Origin of the sequence: Ensifer sesbaniae, from assembly GCF_013283665.1 — a bacterium.
Lineage (GTDB): Bacteria > Pseudomonadota > Alphaproteobacteria > Rhizobiales > Rhizobiaceae > Ensifer > Ensifer sesbaniae.
The window spans coordinates 1,129,514-1,144,270 of the sequence record NZ_JABEKU010000001.1; the positions used below are offsets into that span (position 1 = coordinate 1,129,514).

Annotated in this window: 15 protein-coding genes; 8 read left to right on the forward strand and 7 right to left on the reverse strand. The window is 63.9% G+C overall.

Annotation, left to right across the window (positions count from 1 at the left end; genetic code table 11):
• Positions 1–7 precede the first annotated feature (7 nt).
• Positions 8–409, forward strand: a complete 402-nt coding sequence (locus tag BHMPCIPO_RS05385; protein ID WP_173515812.1) for an acyl-CoA thioesterase — start codon at positions 8–10, stop codon at positions 407–409.
• A gap of 54 nt (positions 410–463) precedes the next feature.
• On the opposite strand, the gene BHMPCIPO_RS05390 is transcribed toward BHMPCIPO_RS05385, so the two are convergent.
• From BHMPCIPO_RS05390 to BHMPCIPO_RS05410, 5 genes are read right to left on the reverse strand one after another with little or no spacing between them, the layout of a single operon-like run.
• Positions 464–1,645, reverse strand: coding sequence for a thiolase family protein (locus tag BHMPCIPO_RS05390; RefSeq protein ID WP_173515813.1), 1,182 nt, complete (start codon positions 1,643–1,645; stop codon positions 464–466).
• A complete protein-coding gene (locus tag BHMPCIPO_RS05395; RefSeq protein ID WP_173515814.1) occupies positions 1,623–3,125 on the reverse strand; it encodes a class I adenylate-forming enzyme family protein in 1,503 nt (500 codons plus the stop codon). Before BHMPCIPO_RS05395 ends, BHMPCIPO_RS05390 begins: the two co-directional genes overlap by 23 nt.
• Positions 3,126–3,129: 4 nt before the next feature.
• Positions 3,130–3,693, reverse strand: coding sequence for a biotin transporter BioY (locus tag BHMPCIPO_RS05400; RefSeq protein WP_173515815.1), 564 nt, complete (start codon positions 3,691–3,693; stop codon positions 3,130–3,132).
• A 37-nt stretch (positions 3,694–3,730) separates the two neighbouring features.
• Positions 3,731–4,336 (reverse strand): CbiQ family ECF transporter T component, encoded by a 606-nt coding sequence (locus BHMPCIPO_RS05405; RefSeq protein ID WP_173515816.1) that lies wholly within the window; start codon positions 4,334–4,336, stop codon positions 3,731–3,733.
• Positions 4,330–5,010 (reverse strand): energy-coupling factor ABC transporter ATP-binding protein, encoded by a 681-nt coding sequence (locus BHMPCIPO_RS05410; protein WP_173515817.1) that lies wholly within the window; start codon positions 5,008–5,010, stop codon positions 4,330–4,332. The genes BHMPCIPO_RS05405 and BHMPCIPO_RS05410 overlap by 7 nt, the downstream gene beginning before the upstream one ends.
• Before the next feature lie 132 nt (positions 5,011–5,142).
• Between BHMPCIPO_RS05410 and BHMPCIPO_RS05415 the strand changes: the two genes are divergently transcribed.
• The 3 genes from BHMPCIPO_RS05415 to BHMPCIPO_RS05425 all read left to right on the forward strand — a co-directional run bounded on the left by BHMPCIPO_RS05415 (position 5,143) and on the right by BHMPCIPO_RS05425 (position 8,479).
• Positions 5,143–6,339 carry a winged helix-turn-helix domain-containing protein gene (locus tag BHMPCIPO_RS05415; protein WP_173515818.1) on the forward strand — a complete coding sequence of 399 codons (1,197 nt, stop codon included), beginning with the start codon at positions 5,143–5,145 and terminating at the stop codon, positions 6,337–6,339.
• A 189-nt stretch (positions 6,340–6,528) separates the two neighbouring features.
• Positions 6,529–7,944 (forward strand): metalloprotease TldD, encoded by a 1,416-nt coding sequence (gene tldD, locus BHMPCIPO_RS05420; RefSeq protein ID WP_173515819.1) that lies wholly within the window; start codon positions 6,529–6,531, stop codon positions 7,942–7,944.
• 40 nt (positions 7,945–7,984) lie between these two features.
• A complete protein-coding gene (locus BHMPCIPO_RS05425) occupies positions 7,985–8,479 on the forward strand; it encodes a GNAT family N-acetyltransferase (protein WP_173515820.1) in 495 nt (164 codons plus the stop codon).
• 13 nt (positions 8,480–8,492) lie between these two features.
• Here BHMPCIPO_RS05425 and BHMPCIPO_RS05430 read toward each other — a convergent pair whose 3' ends face one another.
• Positions 8,493–9,767 carry a D-alanyl-D-alanine carboxypeptidase family protein gene (locus BHMPCIPO_RS05430; RefSeq protein ID WP_173515821.1) on the reverse strand — a complete coding sequence of 425 codons (1,275 nt, stop codon included), beginning with the start codon at positions 9,765–9,767 and terminating at the stop codon, positions 8,493–8,495.
• Positions 9,768–9,995: 228 nt separating this feature from the next.
• Here BHMPCIPO_RS05430 and BHMPCIPO_RS05435 point away from each other — a divergent pair, with 228 nt between their 5' ends.
• Complete coding sequence (locus BHMPCIPO_RS05435) at positions 9,996–11,057, forward strand: polysaccharide deacetylase family protein (RefSeq protein WP_173515822.1); 1,062 nt, start codon at positions 9,996–9,998, stop codon at positions 11,055–11,057.
• A gap of 105 nt (positions 11,058–11,162) precedes the next feature.
• Here BHMPCIPO_RS05435 and pdxH read toward each other — a convergent pair whose 3' ends face one another.
• Complete coding sequence (gene pdxH, locus BHMPCIPO_RS05440) at positions 11,163–11,783, reverse strand: pyridoxamine 5'-phosphate oxidase (RefSeq protein ID WP_246304267.1); 621 nt, start codon at positions 11,781–11,783, stop codon at positions 11,163–11,165.
• Positions 11,784–11,923: 140 nt separating this feature from the next.
• Here pdxH and BHMPCIPO_RS05445 point away from each other — a divergent pair, with 140 nt between their 5' ends.
• The 3 genes from BHMPCIPO_RS05445 (at position 11,924) to fabI (ending at position 14,720) form a co-directional block, all read left to right on the forward strand.
• Entirely contained in the window at positions 11,924–12,376 is a 453-nt protein-coding gene (locus BHMPCIPO_RS05445) for an RT0821/Lpp0805 family surface protein (protein ID WP_173515824.1), read from the forward strand.
• Positions 12,377–12,584: 208 nt separating this feature from the next.
• A complete protein-coding gene (locus BHMPCIPO_RS05450; protein WP_173515825.1) occupies positions 12,585–13,691 on the forward strand; it encodes a DnaJ C-terminal domain-containing protein in 1,107 nt (368 codons plus the stop codon).
• Between the two features lie 210 nt (positions 13,692–13,901).
• Positions 13,902–14,720 carry an enoyl-ACP reductase FabI gene (fabI, locus tag BHMPCIPO_RS05455; protein WP_113537991.1) on the forward strand — a complete coding sequence of 273 codons (819 nt, stop codon included), beginning with the start codon at positions 13,902–13,904 and terminating at the stop codon, positions 14,718–14,720.
• Positions 14,721–14,757 lie beyond the last annotated feature (37 nt).

Genomic DNA, 14,757 nt, shown 5'->3' on the forward strand with positions numbered 1-14,757 from the left:
GCCTCGCATGGACGGCAGGGAACTGGAGAACGTCACGGAAATTCGCATTCCGTTTCGCGATATAGACATGCACGGCCATATGCACAATGCCGCCTACTACGCCCACGCCGAAGCCGCTCTCTCCAGTTTGTGGCGTCATCGCCCGCATGTGGTGAACGAACCGAGCTATCTCGTGCGCCGCTCCGCTTGCGTCTATCACCGCGGCCTGCGCTACGACGAGCCGGCCCGCTTCACCGTCAACGTGGCGAAGATCGGCGGCAGCTCGATCAGCTTTGCCGTCAAGGTCGAAGCCCGCGGTCAACTCGCGGCGGAAGTCGAGGTCGTCTGGGTGGCGGTCGATCCACAACGGCACACGCCGCTGCCGCTGCCGACCATGACGCGGGAATGGCTGGCGGCTTATTCTGTCTAGCCAACGACATTCCGCGAAAGGTGCGAGGCGATTGCCGCCCGCAATCGCGTGCATTCAAACCGCGCGAAACAGCGCGACGACACCCATCCCGCCGCCAACGCCCATCATCGCCAGCCCCTCCGTGCCCGATGGCGCCGTCAACATCTGCGAGAAGAGCCGGACGGTGAGGATCGCCCCCGAGGCGCCATAGGGATGGCCAAGCGCGATGGCGCCGCCATCGAGGTTGACCCTCTCCGCCGGAATGTCGAGCTGGTCGAGGCTGCCGAGCACCTGCGAAGCGAAGGCCTCGTTGAATTCGATGAGATCGACCTTTGCCGGATCGAGCGCAGGCTGTCGCGCTTTCAGCTTCTGCATTGCCGGAACCGGGCCGAGGCCGAGCAGGTTGGGATCGACGCCCGCCGTTGCCGCATCGACGAATTCGAGCGCGAAGGGCGCGCCAAGTCGCTGCGCTTCGGCAAGGCTCGTCACCAACGCGACGGCCGCGCCGTCGTTGATCGGGCAGGCATTGCCGGCCGTCACCGTGCCGCCCTCGACGAAGACCGGCTTCAGCCGCCGCAGCGTTTCCATCGACGCATTGGGTCGTGGGCATTCGTCCCGTGACACGACGCTAGCCGCCGTCTCGATCGGCACGATTTCGCGGAGGAAACCGCTGGCAAGCTCGGCTCTAATGGCGCGGCGATGGCTTTGAAGCGCAAAGCTGTCCTGCCGTTCGCGAGAAATGCCGCAGGCCACCGCAACATTCTCGGCGGCGACGCCCATGTCCGGATCGCCGATCTCGTCCGGCGCCATGCGGGCGCGCTTGACCGGGGCAAGTTCGCCGCCACGCTCCAGTGGCGGCCTCAGGCGGATATGCGCGCGGCTGGCGCTCTCGGTGCCGCCGGCGAGATAAAATCGTCCCGCGCCGGCCTGGATCATGCGCGCCGCAAGCGTGATCGCTTCCAGCCCCGATCCGCATTGGCGATCGACGGTGACGCCCGGTGTCGAAACCGGCAGGCCTGCTTCGAGCGCTGCGAGCCGGGCGAGATTGCCGGCGCTGTTGGCGGCGTTGCCGAGAATGACGTCGTCGATATCGGTCGCTGCCAGCCCGACATCCGCAACAAGGCGGGTAATCAGCGCTGCCGCCAGCCGTGACGGCTCGACATCGCGAAGCGTGCCATTGACGCGGCCGATCGGCGTTCTGAGTGCCGCGATTATTACCGGCACGCGCGATGGATCAGTCGATGCGTTCGAGGCCATCGTTTTCGTCCGAGATCCATTGTCTGAGTAGGCCGGCCGCCACCTTGCCCGAGCGCGTCATCGGCATCTTCCGGCAGAGCCAGAGGCGACGCGGATGTTTATAGCGGGGCAGGTGGGCGGCAAGATGGCGACCGAGCGCTTCCCGGTCGAACGCGCTGCCTTCCGGCTCGATGACGGCAACGAGTTCACTGCCGAGATCCGGATGATCCAGTCCGAGGACGACGGCGGCATGTACGCCGGGATGCGCGGTCAGCGTCGTTTCCACCTCTTGCGGATAGATATTGTTGCCGCCTGAAAGCACCATGCCGCCGGCGCGGCCGAGCAGGTGAAGCGTGCCGTCTTCATCGAGAAAGCCGAGATCGCCGACCGTCGCAAGCCGACCAAGGCGACGAAAGCCGGCGCCATCGGCGTCGCCGACATAGCCGTCGGAGACGAGTGTACTATCGACGAAGATCGTTCCCGTTTCGCCTGCGGGCACTTCGTCCCCCGTATCATTGCGAATGCTGAGCGTGACGCCGGGAAAGGCGCGGCCGACGGCGGTGGCCGAAGCGGTGTCGTTCTGCGAGGCGACGCTGATAAAGCCCAGTTCCGAGGCGCCGTAATATTCGATGACGGCAGCCGCCGGAAAGGCAATGGCGGCGTCGGCTCGATCGCCGGTCGTCAGCTTTGAACCGGCGACGGTGATCTGTGTGACGGATGCGCATGGATTGCCGCCTGCGGCGGCGCAAAGCCGCCGCAGCATCGTCGGCACGAGAACCAGGCGCTTCACTGCCCCCGCTTCGATGAGGCGCAGCGATCGCGCCGCGTCGAAGTGCGCGGTGCCGATGAATTCGGCGCCGGCGACGAGCGTTTCGGCCAGCGCATAGAGCGTCAGCCCGTGTGCCAGCGGGCCGGGGGCGAATGTGCGGGTCTCACTGTCTATGCCGAAGAAGCGTTCGCTGGTCGCGAGGCTTCGCCGCCATGAACCGCGATCGCGGATGATCGCTTTTGGCGTGCCCGTCGTTCCGGATGTGAAGACGATCAGAAATGGCTCGGTACCGGCGCCGGCTGCAAGCGGCGCTCGCTCATTGCCATCGGTCTCGCGGAGGGATCGCATCTCGCCGCTTGCCGGGGCCTGCAGAGACAAGCCGGCGCCATTGGCGCTGATGACGAGATCGGGAGACAGGCGATCGCGCATGGCCTCTCGGGTTGAGGCCGGCAGATGCGGATCGATCAGCGCGACGCAGTGGCCGTTACTGGTGGCGGCGAGAAAGGCGGCAGCGAAAAGCGGATGATTGCCGGCTTCCAGCGCGATCAGCCGCGAGCGGTTGCCAAGTACGCTGCGGTGCAAGGTGCTCCCGGCCAGTTCGTCGAATGCTGCAACAAGCTGTCCGGCCAGGCGTTGCAATTCGCCATAAGTGAAGACCCGGCCCTCGATTTGGAAGGCCGGGCTGTGCGGATGTTCGTCCGCATGGCGATTGACCGCGGCGGCAAACGGCATCGGCTCAGGTGCGAGCCGGCAGCAGCGGGTAGCCGGCATAGACCGCGCGCGCGGCAAGTGTCGCGATCGCAGCCTTCAAGAGGTCGCCTGGGATGAAGGCGAGCGAACCGGTGGCGACCGTCAGGAGCGGCGTGCCGGTAACCACTGACACCCAGGGCATGCCGATCGCATAGAGCACGACGATGCCGCCGAGAACGGAGGCAAGGAAGAAGCCGATGAACTGGCGCGTCTCCGCCTGGCCCTCGCGCACCATGCGCTCGGCAATGAGGCCGGTGACGAAAGCAGCGACGACCCAGCCGATGATGAAGCCGCCGGACGGCCCGGCGATCACGGCGAGGCCACCGCGCCCACCCGAAAGCACCGGCAGGCCGATGACGACCAGAAGCAGGAACAAGAGGAAGGCAAGCGCGCCGCGCTTGGCTCCGAGAATGCAGCCGGCGAGCATGACACCCATCGACTGTGCGGTGATCGGCACGGGAATGAAGCCGAGCGTAATCGGCGGGATGAGGCCGAGCACGACGACGATCGCGGCGAAGAGGGCGATGAGGACGAGGTCTCTGGTTTTCATGCGGGTCCGGTTCCCTTGTGTATTAGTGGGCGCGAATTTATTGACGGCGAAAGCCGCGCGCGTCAATTGCCGCGGCAATCGTATCGGCATCCTTAAGCGTCAGGATGATGAGCGGGCCGATGATCGTCAACGGTCTGACGGGCAGGCCGCGGGCGCGATGGGCCTCGCGGATCGCCTCGTAGCGCGCAAAGATATCCGGGACGAAGCGCAGCACGAGCCCCAGCGCCAGGCTGACATCCGCCGCCCGCACCAAGCCCAGCCTTTCGAGCGGCGTCAGCAGGATGGTGACTTCGTCCATGAAGGCGCTGATCGTCGTCGTTGCCGTGACTGTGGCGGCGAACAGCACCAGCGCCATCAGGCGCAATGTCAAAGCCGCGACCTCGGCAACCGGCAGGAGAAAGAGGTTGACGGCAGCCAGGAAGAAGATCGTCAGGAAGACGAAGCCGACACGTTTGAACGCCTCCCTCGGCGAGAGCCCGACGGACAGATAGAGGCCGGTGGCAATGACGAAGGCGATTGCCTGAAGCGCGAGCGACGAGCTGAGGAAAAGCACGATGCTCAGCATCAGGAGCGCAATGAGCTTCAATCTCACCGGCAGGCGGTGCAGCAGGCTATCGCCCTCGATGTGCAGGCTCGTCAGCATCCGGCGATCTCGTGGTAGTGGCGGATCGTCTCGTGTGGGTTGCCTTCGGCGGCAAGCCGACCCTCGTGGAAGAGCAGCAGCCGGTCAACGTTCTCGACGAGCGCGAGATCGTGGGTGATCACCACCGTATCCTCCGGCAATTCATCGATTGCGGCGGCCACCCGGCGCCGGTTCCTGAGGTCGAGCTGGTTCGTCGGCTCGTCGAGGATGAGGATCTTCGGGTCGGTGACGACGACGCTCGCCATGGCGACGAGCTGGGTCTCGCCACCCGAAAGCTCATGCACCCGCCGGCGCGCCAGATGTTCGATGCCGAAGCGCGACAACGCACCTTGCATGCGGCGATCGATTTCCTCGCGCGAAAGGCCGCGGTTCTTCAAGCCGAAGGCAATGTCCTCGGCAACGATGGGCATGATGAGCTGGTGCTGCGGGTTCTGGAAGATGAAGCCGGCTTCGGAAAGCACGGCGCGATCGTCCTCGACCGTATTCAGCCCGTTGACTGTCACTCGGCCCGCGGAAGGCTTGACCAGGCCATTGATCAGCCGGGCGAACGTGGTCTTGCCGGAACCGTTGAGGCCGATGATGCCGACGCGTCTCTCGCCGAGCGTGAGGGTCAGGGGGTGCAACGCTACCCGCTCGCCGAAGCGGACCGCGCAATCGGTAAAGCGGATGTCCATTCCGTCCTCGCTGTCTTCGGCTCGCGCCGTTTTCGGGTTGCTCTATAGGCCAAGTCCGACAACAAGGGCAATGCGCGTGATCTGCCTGGTACCGCGTTTGAATTATGGGAATAAAAGCCTATTCTTGTCGCCATGACGATTCGCCTTTCCAACAGCGACGCCCGTCGCATCTTCCTCGCCAAGCAGGGCCTTTCCGGTGCGCCGAACCGTGCACTCGGCAAGGAAGGACTGCTCAAACTCATCCACGACATCGGTTTCGTGCAGGTGGACAGCATCGCCACGGTCGAGCGCGCCCATCATCAGATCCTGTTTGCCCGCAACCAGACCTATCGGCGCGAGCATCTGACCGCGCTTCTGGAAGACGACCGCGATCTGTTCGAACACTGGACCCACGACGCCTCGATCATTCCGAGCAGCTTCTTCCGCTATTGGAAGCATCGCTTCAAATGGGAGGGCGAGACGATTGTCGAGCGCTGGCGGAAATGGCGCGGCGAAGGCTTCGAAAAGGGCTGCGACGAGACCTATCAGCGCATCGCCGAGGGCGGACCGGTGCTCGCCCGCGACCTCAAGGAAGCCGAACACGAATCCGGTGGCTGGTGGAACTGGCATCCCTCGAAGACGGCGCTCGAAGTGCTCTGGCGCACGGGCAAGCTGGCGATCGCAAGGCGCGAGAACTTCCAGAAGGTCTATGATCTGACCGAGCGGGTGATCCCGCCGCATCATCAGGATGGCGACGTCAGCCACCAAGAATTCATCGACTGGGCTTGCCGCAGCGCGCTCGAGCGTCTGGGCTTTGCGACCCATGGCGAGATCGCTGCCTTCTGGGATCTGGTGTCTCCTGATGAAGCCAAGGCCTGGGTTGCCGAGCATCGCGACGAGCTCGATGAAGTTTCGATCGAGGCGATCGATGGTGGGCGCCCGCGCGCCGCTTTTGCCTTCGCCGGTTTTCCGGACACGCTGGGTGATATTCCCGAACCGCCAGGCCGTGTCCGGGTGCTCAGCCCCTTCGACCCGCTGCTGCGCGACCGCAACCGCACGGAGCGCCTGTTCGGCTTCTTCTATCGCATCGAGATCTTCGTGCCCGAAGCCAAGCGCGAATATGGCTACTACGTCTTTCCCTTGATCGAAGGCGATCGGATGATCGGCCGCATCGACATGAAGGCGGACCGCAAGCGCGGCAGCCTCGACGTCCGCAAGCTCTGGCTCGAGAAGGGCGTCCGGGCGTCGGCGGGCCGCCTGGAACGCATCGATGCGGAGCTCGACCGTGTAGCCCGTTTTGCAGGCGTCGATCGAGTCGAGCGCCTCGAAGGCTGGAACGCGTCACTTTAGATCATGATGATTTTTTGGTCGCACCGACCAGCAAGTCATCGAGATCGTCTCTCATCGGTCAGAGCGGGATGCGAGCGGACAACCGCACACACTTTTCCTCATCCCGTCCTAAGTGAGATTTTCCTTGGCTTGAACCCGCGGCCTTCCTAAATGGAGGCCATAGATATCTTGATGCGGGAGCGCGCCACCATGAACACCGATCTGATGAGCCTCTTCGATGCCGACGAGGCAACGATCCGCAAGGTTCTCTCGGAGACGCTCGCCGCTGCCGACGACGGCGAACTGTTCCTCGAGCATGCCCAGGCCGAGGTGCTGTCCTTCGACAATGGTCGCCTCAAGGGCGGCAGCTTCAATACCGACCAGGGCTTCGGCCTGCGCGCCGTCGCCGGCGAGGCGGTCGGCTATGCCCATGCCGGCGAGCTTACCCTGTCTGCCCTCCGTCGAGCCTCCGACGCGGTGGCGCAGGTAACGCGCGGTTACGCCGGCTCCTATGCCGCAGCGCCGCAGCGTACCAACAAGAAGCTCTATGGCGACGAAAACCCGATCGGCGAGCCGAGCTTCGAGGCGAAGGTTGCGCTCCTGCAGGAGATCGACGCCTATCTGCGCGCCAAGGATCCGAAGGTTCGCCAGGTCACCGCCTCGATCGCGGCAAGCTGGCAGGTCGTCGATATCCTCCGGGCCGACGGCCACCGCGTCCACGACATCCGGCCGATGACGCGCATCAACATTTCCGTCGTCGCCGGCGACGGCGACCGGCAGGAGAGCGGCTCTTTCGGCACCGGCGGACGCCGCGGCTTCGGCGATTTCGTCACCGAGGAAAACTGGAAGACGGGCGCCGACGAGGCGCTGCGCCAGGCCCTGGTCAATCTCGAAGCGATCGATGCGCCGGCCGGCACCATGGACGTGGTGCTGGCATCCGGCTGGCCGGGCGTCATGCTGCACGAAGCGGTCGGCCATGGCCTCGAAGGTGATTTCAACCGCAAGAAGACCTCGGCCTTTGCCGGCCTTATGGGTGAACAGGTCGCGGCCAAGGGCGTGACCGTCGTCGACGACGGGACCATAGAGGCGCGTCGTGGCTCCATTTCCATCGACGACGAAGGTACGCCGTCCGGCTACAACGTGCTGATCGAGGACGGCAGGCTCGTCGGCTATATGCAGGATCGCCAAAACGCCCGGCTGATGGGCATGCAGCCCACCGGCAACGGCCGCCGCCAGGGCTACGCCCATGTGCCGATGCCGCGCATGACCAACACCTACATGCTCTCCGGCGACCGGACGCCCGAGGAAATCATCGCCTCGGTCAAGAAGGGCATCTATGCTGTCTCCTTCGGCGGCGGCCAGGTGGACATCACCTCCGGCAAGTTCGTCTTCGGCTGCACCGAGGCCTATCTGATCGAGAACGGCAAGATCGGCGCGCCGGTGAAAGGCGCCATGCTGATCGGCAATGGCCCGGACGCGATGAAGCGGGTGACGATGGTCGGCAACGATACCAAGCTCGACACCGGCATCGGCAATTGCGGCAAGGCCGGCCAATGGGTGCCCGTCGGTGTCGGCCAGCCGCATCTGCGCATGGACCAGATCACCGTCGGCGGCACGCAGGCGTAATGATCTTCGTTGTCGCGGACCGAGGGGAAAGGACGGGCCCATGCACAAGATCGCGGTTAGACCTTTTGAGCCATCGGACGTTGATGCGGTCATCGGCGTCATTCTGCCGATTCAGCGCGAAGAGTTCGGGATCGTGATCACGGCTGACGAACAGCCGGATTTGCACGTTATCCCGGACTTCTATCAGACCGGCCGTGGCGGCTTCTGGGTGGCGACTGCCGACGACAGGATTGTCGGCACGGTGGGTCTCAAGGATATTGGCGCCGGTAATGCGGCCTTGCGCAAGATGTTCGTCGCCGCAGAGTTTCGCGGCCGCGAGTTTGGCGTCGCGCCGCTGTTGCTCGAAACGCTCCTCCGGCATGCCGCAGACGCCGGCATCTCCGCCGTCTTCCTCGGAACGACCGACAAGTTCCTGGCCGCGCATCGTTTTTACGAGAAGAACGGCTTTACCGAGATCAACCGCAATGCGTTGCCAAGAACGTTTCCGCTGATGGCGGTCGACAGCAAGTTCTACGTCCGCCGCCTCGGCGCATAACCTTTGTTGCCGCTCAGCCGCGTGACGGCAGCATCATGCAGTCGTAGGAGCGCTGCTTGAGCGCATCGCAGGCGGCCGCTGCCGCGTCCCGACTCGAAAAGCCGACGAAGCGGGCGCGGTAGACCGCATTGGCGCCCTTGCCGACAGCTTCGGTATAGGGCGTGGCTCCTGCGAGCGGAGCGCCCGCTTCGGAGCGCGCCTGGGCAAGCAGCATGCGCGCCGCCTCGGCCGACGGTGCAGCTGAAATCTGGATCTGCCAGCCGCCGGATACGGGCGTCGCCGCGGTATTTTCGATCTCGGCGACCTCGGTCGGCCGTTCCGCGGGGATCGCCGTCGCGGATGTCGCTGCGATGAGCGCCGCAACGGAATCCTGCTTGGCGCGCTGTGGCGCGGCGTAGGGCATCGGCGCTTCGGCTGTCGCTACGGATGCCACGTCCACCGCACTTTCGACCGGCTTGCCACCGCGCGCCGATGCCACGAGCTGCCGCCCGCCCTTTGCCGCCTTGCCGACATGGCGATCGAGAAGCGCGGCCATCTTGGCATCGCGGCTGCGCGCCGTTCTGCCGCCGAGCACGACGCCGACCACCCGGCGATTGCCGTCCTTGACGGCGCTGACGATGTTGAAGCCGGAAGCGTTGGTATAGCCGGTCTTGATGCCGTCCATGCCCTCGTAGCGATACATCAGGTTGTTGTGGCCGCGAAGCTTGCGGCCGTGGAAACGGAAGCTCTCGGTTGCAAAGAGCCGGTACTCTTTGGGAAAGTCGCGCATCAGCGCGACGGCCAGCGTCGACATTTCCCGTGCCGTCGTCACCTGCTTGCTCGCCGGCAAGCCCGAGGCGTTGACAAAGACCGTCTTGCTCATGCCGAGCTGCCGTGCCTTGGCGGTCATCATCCGAGCGAAATTGGCTTCAGAACCTCCGAGTTTTTCCGCCATGGTCGCTGCCGCATCGTTCGCCGAGCGCACGATCATGCCGAGCACCGCCTCGCGGACCGTGATCGTCATGCCGGGCTTGAGGCCGAGGCGCGTCGGCGGTTTGGCCGCCGCCGCCTTCGAGACCTTGATCTTGCTGTCCCAGGAGAGTTCTCCACGCTTGAGCGCCTCGAAGGCCAAGTAGACCGTCATCATCTTGGTCAGCGAAGCGGGGTGGTTGAGGACGTCAGGATTTTCTGCCGAGAGAACCTTGCCCGTGCGCGCGTCGAGCACCAGCGACGCACTCCCGGCGATCGCCGTTGCCGACCCAAGCGCGAATGCGAAGGTCGCCAACAGGAGGCAGCGCAAAGTTTTCATGTCGATCCCCGTCGAAAGAGCGCCGTTAGTCACGGGCGCGATGCTGTTTCGTTTTGTGACAAGATCCGTGTCTTTGCTGCAACTTTAGGGCGGACTGGGACAGTCCTAGCCCGTTTTCGAGTCTGTGGTAAATGGGCGATAAATGTCTTCTCATTCAACAAGGTTTAACGCCCTCGTCGTTAACCTTGAGCCCGCAGAGCACGACGCTCTGGCGCCGCACGAGGGAACATGGGGCCGACCACCAAGAACACGATCAGGACGATTGTTCGCCGTGCCGCGATTGCCGGCGGGCTGGAGGTCGCCGGCGGGCTGAGCCGCGCCGGGCTGATGGCTGGCGCGCGCGGGCAGGGCGCCATCTTCACGCTGCACCATGTCCGGCCAAAGCTCGCGCGTGCCTTCGATCCCAACGGTCATCTGGAAGTCACCCCGGAATTCCTCGACGCGACACTGACGACGCTGAAGCGCGACGGCAATCGTTTCGTCACGCTCGAACAGTTGCCCGATGCGCTGGCCGCGGGGAGCGGGCCGATCGCCTGTTTCACGCTCGATGACGGCTACCGCAACAATCTCGAGCATGCACTGCCCGTGTTCGAGCGCCATCAGGCGCCCTTCACAGTCTTCGTCACCGGCGGCTTCATCGACCGTACCCATACGCTCTGGTGGGAAACGCTTGCCGACGTGCTCGCGGTGAGCGAGACGCTGCGCTTCGACTTCGGCTCAGGAATGGAGGCGCTTGAGGCCCGTACGACGGCGGAGAAACAGGCGGTCTTCGGCCGCATCGCAGCCTACATCCATAGCCATGACGAGGCGAAGGCGATTGCGTCGCTGGATGCCGCCGCGCTCGAGCGCGGCATCGATCCGAAGGCAATAACCGACCGGCTGACCTTGGATGAGACGGGGCTGCGGCGGCTGATCGAAAGCCCGCTGGCAAGCCTCGGTGCCCACACGATCAGCCACCGGTCGGTCGCCCGTCTCTCCGACGCCGAGGCAAGGCGGGAAATTGGCGAGTCCGCACAACGCATCGAGGCCATTACCGGCCGCCGGCCCCTAACCTTTGCTTATCCCTATGGCGACGCACCGGCGGTCTCGCCGCGCGATCATCGGATCGTCGCCGATCTCGGTTTCACTCTCGCGGTCACGACCCAACCCGGTACGCTGGTCGCACGAGCCCACCCCCGGCCTCATGCGCTGCCACGTATTTCGCTGAATGGTCATTTCCAGCGGGCCCGTTACGTCTCGGCACTGGCCTCAGGCATTCCCTTTCGCCTACAGCGCCGCACGTCTTATTAGACGTGCAAAGAGCGCTGTAGCGCTTTGAATTGCTGCATGTTTTTGTCCTTCAATCGGCTACGATCAGAGGAAACATGCAGTAACGGGCGCCTGAACGGCGGCCAATCACGGATACATCCGTACCTTTTCCCAGCCGCCCTCGGGTGCTGCCCGGCGGAACTCCAGCCGGTCATGCAGCCGGAACGGACGATCGTGCCAGAATTCGATCGAAGTCGGGCGGATACGGAAACCGGACCAGTAGCTCGGGCGCGGAATTTCGCCGAGCGCGTAGCGGGCGGTGTATTCGGCTACGGCCTTTTCCAGCGCGAAGCGGCTTTCAAGCGGGCGTGACTGTTTCGATGCCCAGGCGCCGATGCGGCTGCCGCGCGGCCGGCTCTTGAAATATTCATCCGCCTCTTCGTCGGTCACGATCTCGACCGGACCGCGCACGCGCACCTGCCGCCTCAGGGACTTCCAGTGAAAGCACATGGCCGCCTTGCGGGCGCCAAGGATTTCCTGGCCCTTCTGGCTCTCGAAATTCGTGTAGAAAACGAAGCCGCGCTCGTCGAAGCCCTTCAGCAGGACCATGCGGACATTCGGCAATCCGTCGCTGTCGACGGTGGCGAGAGCGACCGCATTCGGGTCGTTGATTTCGCTGCCTTCCGCGTCCTTCAGCCATGTGCCAAACAGGGAAAAGGGTTCATTTGATTCGGTGAAGTCACCGCTTGTTAACTCATTCGCCGCCATATTGCGTTCCAATGCCGTGATGTCTGGCGCGGAAATGCTTCGGGATGAGCCCGACCTGTATTTCCGCATCGAAAATGTCGGAGCCTGTATGTTGACCTTGTCGAGAAACGTGCGGCTCCAGCGAGTCTGACAGGATTGCCGTGCAAGACATAGCAAAGTGGATCGACGCCAAGAAGGGGTATTCCTTCGCCTTGCTGCGTAGCGCGGCAATTTGCCTGCCGGTCCTGGCGCTGTCCGGCTGCATGGGCGCGGGGCTCGATCTCTTCGGCAGCAGCGTCGACCGCACGGTCTCCACCGGTACCGTTCCCGTTGCCAAGACCTCCGATGGCCTCTCCGATGCCGTGATGGTTCGCAATGCCGTGACCTCGGCGGAACTGGGCGGCGGCATGATCAACCCGATCCCCTGGGCCAATGCGACTTCGGGCAGTGCCGGTGTCATCAGCAGCATTCAGGAAGACCGCGCGAGCGGCATGCTCTGCCGCCGCTTCACCACGACGCGCCATTCCTATGAGGGTATCGCAAAGTTCGACGGCAGCACGTGCCAGGGCGGCGATGGCGCCTGGTATCTGACGAGCTTCGGCCCGCGCGACTGAGACAAAGCTCGGAAATCGGCGATTAACCACAATTCTCTAAAGGTGCGAACGATCGTCCTTGGCGCTCATTCCAGTGCCGGCGGCGCCGCTGCGGCTAACCACTATTTAGCAAGTTCTCCGGATCATCGATGCCCAGTGGACGGGCGACAACGACGCCTTCAATCGGGGCATGAGGCGGGCGTCAGGGAGAGGCCGCCGATCAGAGAAGATGGTAGAAGCCATGCGTGATCCCTATGTGATCCTCGGTGTCCGGCGCAATGCCGGCCAGGACGAAATCAAGGCGGCCTGGCGTTCGCTGGCAAAGGCCGTGCATCCGGACCATAATCAGGACGATCCCACCGCGGCCGAGCGCTTTGCCGAGGCAGGCAAGGCCTACGAACTTCTGCGCGACCCGAAGCTCAGGAGCCGCTACGACTATGCACGCCGTGAGGCCGAGCTTCGTCGCATGGAGGCGATGAAGGCAAAGATGCGCGGTAACGTGCAGGAGGAGCCGCCTGTCGACGCGGAGACGGCCGAGGACGCCATCTCGCAGATTTTTGGTGCGGAGGCGCGGGCCAAGTCGGCCCGGCCGTCACCGAAGCCCGCGTCGAACCCGTCGCCCAAGCCTACACCGAAACCGGCCGCGGCGAAGGAACCGGAGCGGCCTGCTCAGACCACCGAGGCAAAGTCTCAACCCGCGGCCGAGGTGCAGCAAGAAACCGCAGCCAAGGTGGATTCGCCGTTCATGCAGCGCGCCGCAGCGCCCGCAGCCGAACTCGTCGCAGCCATCGTCCGGCGCATCCGCGGCCGTGCCGCGAAGACCGCGGAGAAGGTGCCCGACCTGACCGTCGATCTGGCTGTCAGCATCGAGGATCTGATCAATCGCCAGCGTCTGACGGTCGAACTTCCGGATGGCGAGAGCCTGAAGGTTCAAATACCTCCGGGTGCCGTCGACGGCCAGGCCATTCGCCTTGCCGAACAGGGCTATCGCGTCACCGGCATGAGTCGTGGCGACGTGGTTGTTACGCTTCGGGTCGATCAGGGTGGCGCTTTCCGCACCCGCGGTCTCGACCTGCTGACGACCTTGTCGATCGATCTCCAGGGCGCCGTTCTCGGTTGCGAGGAGCGCATCGAGACGCCGGTCGGCCCGGTGACCGTCGTCGTGCCTGCCTGGTCCGGGTCGGACAAGACCATCCGCCTCACCGGCCAAGGCCTGCCTGGAAGCTACGGCACCCGCGGCGACCTCCTGGTCGAGCTGCGGCTGGTTCTGAATGACACGCCGGATGAGAAGGTGACCGATCTGATGAAGTCGCAGCGCGACGGACTCTATTTGTGATGGCCCATTTGTGACAGTTCTCTGACACTTTGAACCAATATTACGGGGACTAACAGTTCCTGATGTCGGCCGCGCTTGAACCACTCCGGCGGCTATGCCATAGGCAATTCTCGACATTTTGCCGCACCCGTTCCGGCGGTGCGTCTGCGACATTTGTGAACTTCGGCAACGGCGCCGGCCGTTGCTGGAAATAGTATTGGGGACTTTACCATGGCTCAGGCATCCGGTCTGATGAAGGGCAAACGCGGCGTCATCATGGGCGTTGCAAACAACCGTTCCATCGCATGGGGCATTGCCAAGGCCATCCACGCGCAGGGTGGTGAAGTTGCGCTGACCTATCAGGGCGACGCACTCAAGAAGCGTGTCGAGCCGCTGCTCGCCGAGATCGACGGCTTCATGGCCGGCCATTGCGACGTCAGCGACGAAGCCAGCATCGACGCCGTCTTCGACACGCTCGAAAAGCACTGGGGCAAGATCGATTTCGTCGTTCACGCGATCGGTTTCTCCGACAAGGACGAACTGACCGGCCGCTACGTCGATACCTCGCCCGAGAACTTCGCCAAGACGATGCAGATCTCGGTCTACTCGTTCACCTCGGTCGCCCGTCGCGCTGAAAAGCTGATGACCGATGGCGGCTCGATGCTGACCCTGACCTACTACGGCGCCGAAAAGGTCATGCCGAACTACAACGTCATGGGCGTCGCGAAGGCTGCGCTCGAAGCGAGCGTGAAGTATCTCGCGGTGGACCTCGGTCCGAAGAACATCCGCGTCAACGCGATTTCGGCCGGCCCGATCAAGACGCTGGCTGCCTCCGGCATCGGCGACTTCCGCTATATCCTCAAGTGGAACGAATACAACGCGCCGCTGCGCCGGACCGTAACGATCGAAGAAGTCGGTGATGTTGGCCTCTACATGCTCTCCGACCTGTCGCGTTCGGTTACCGGTGAAGTCCACCATGCCGACAGCGGCTACCATGTCGTCGGCATGAAGGCCGTGGACGCGCCCGATATCTCCGTGATCAAGGACTGACCGAACCTCCACGACGGGTTCGGTCGACGGCCTTCTG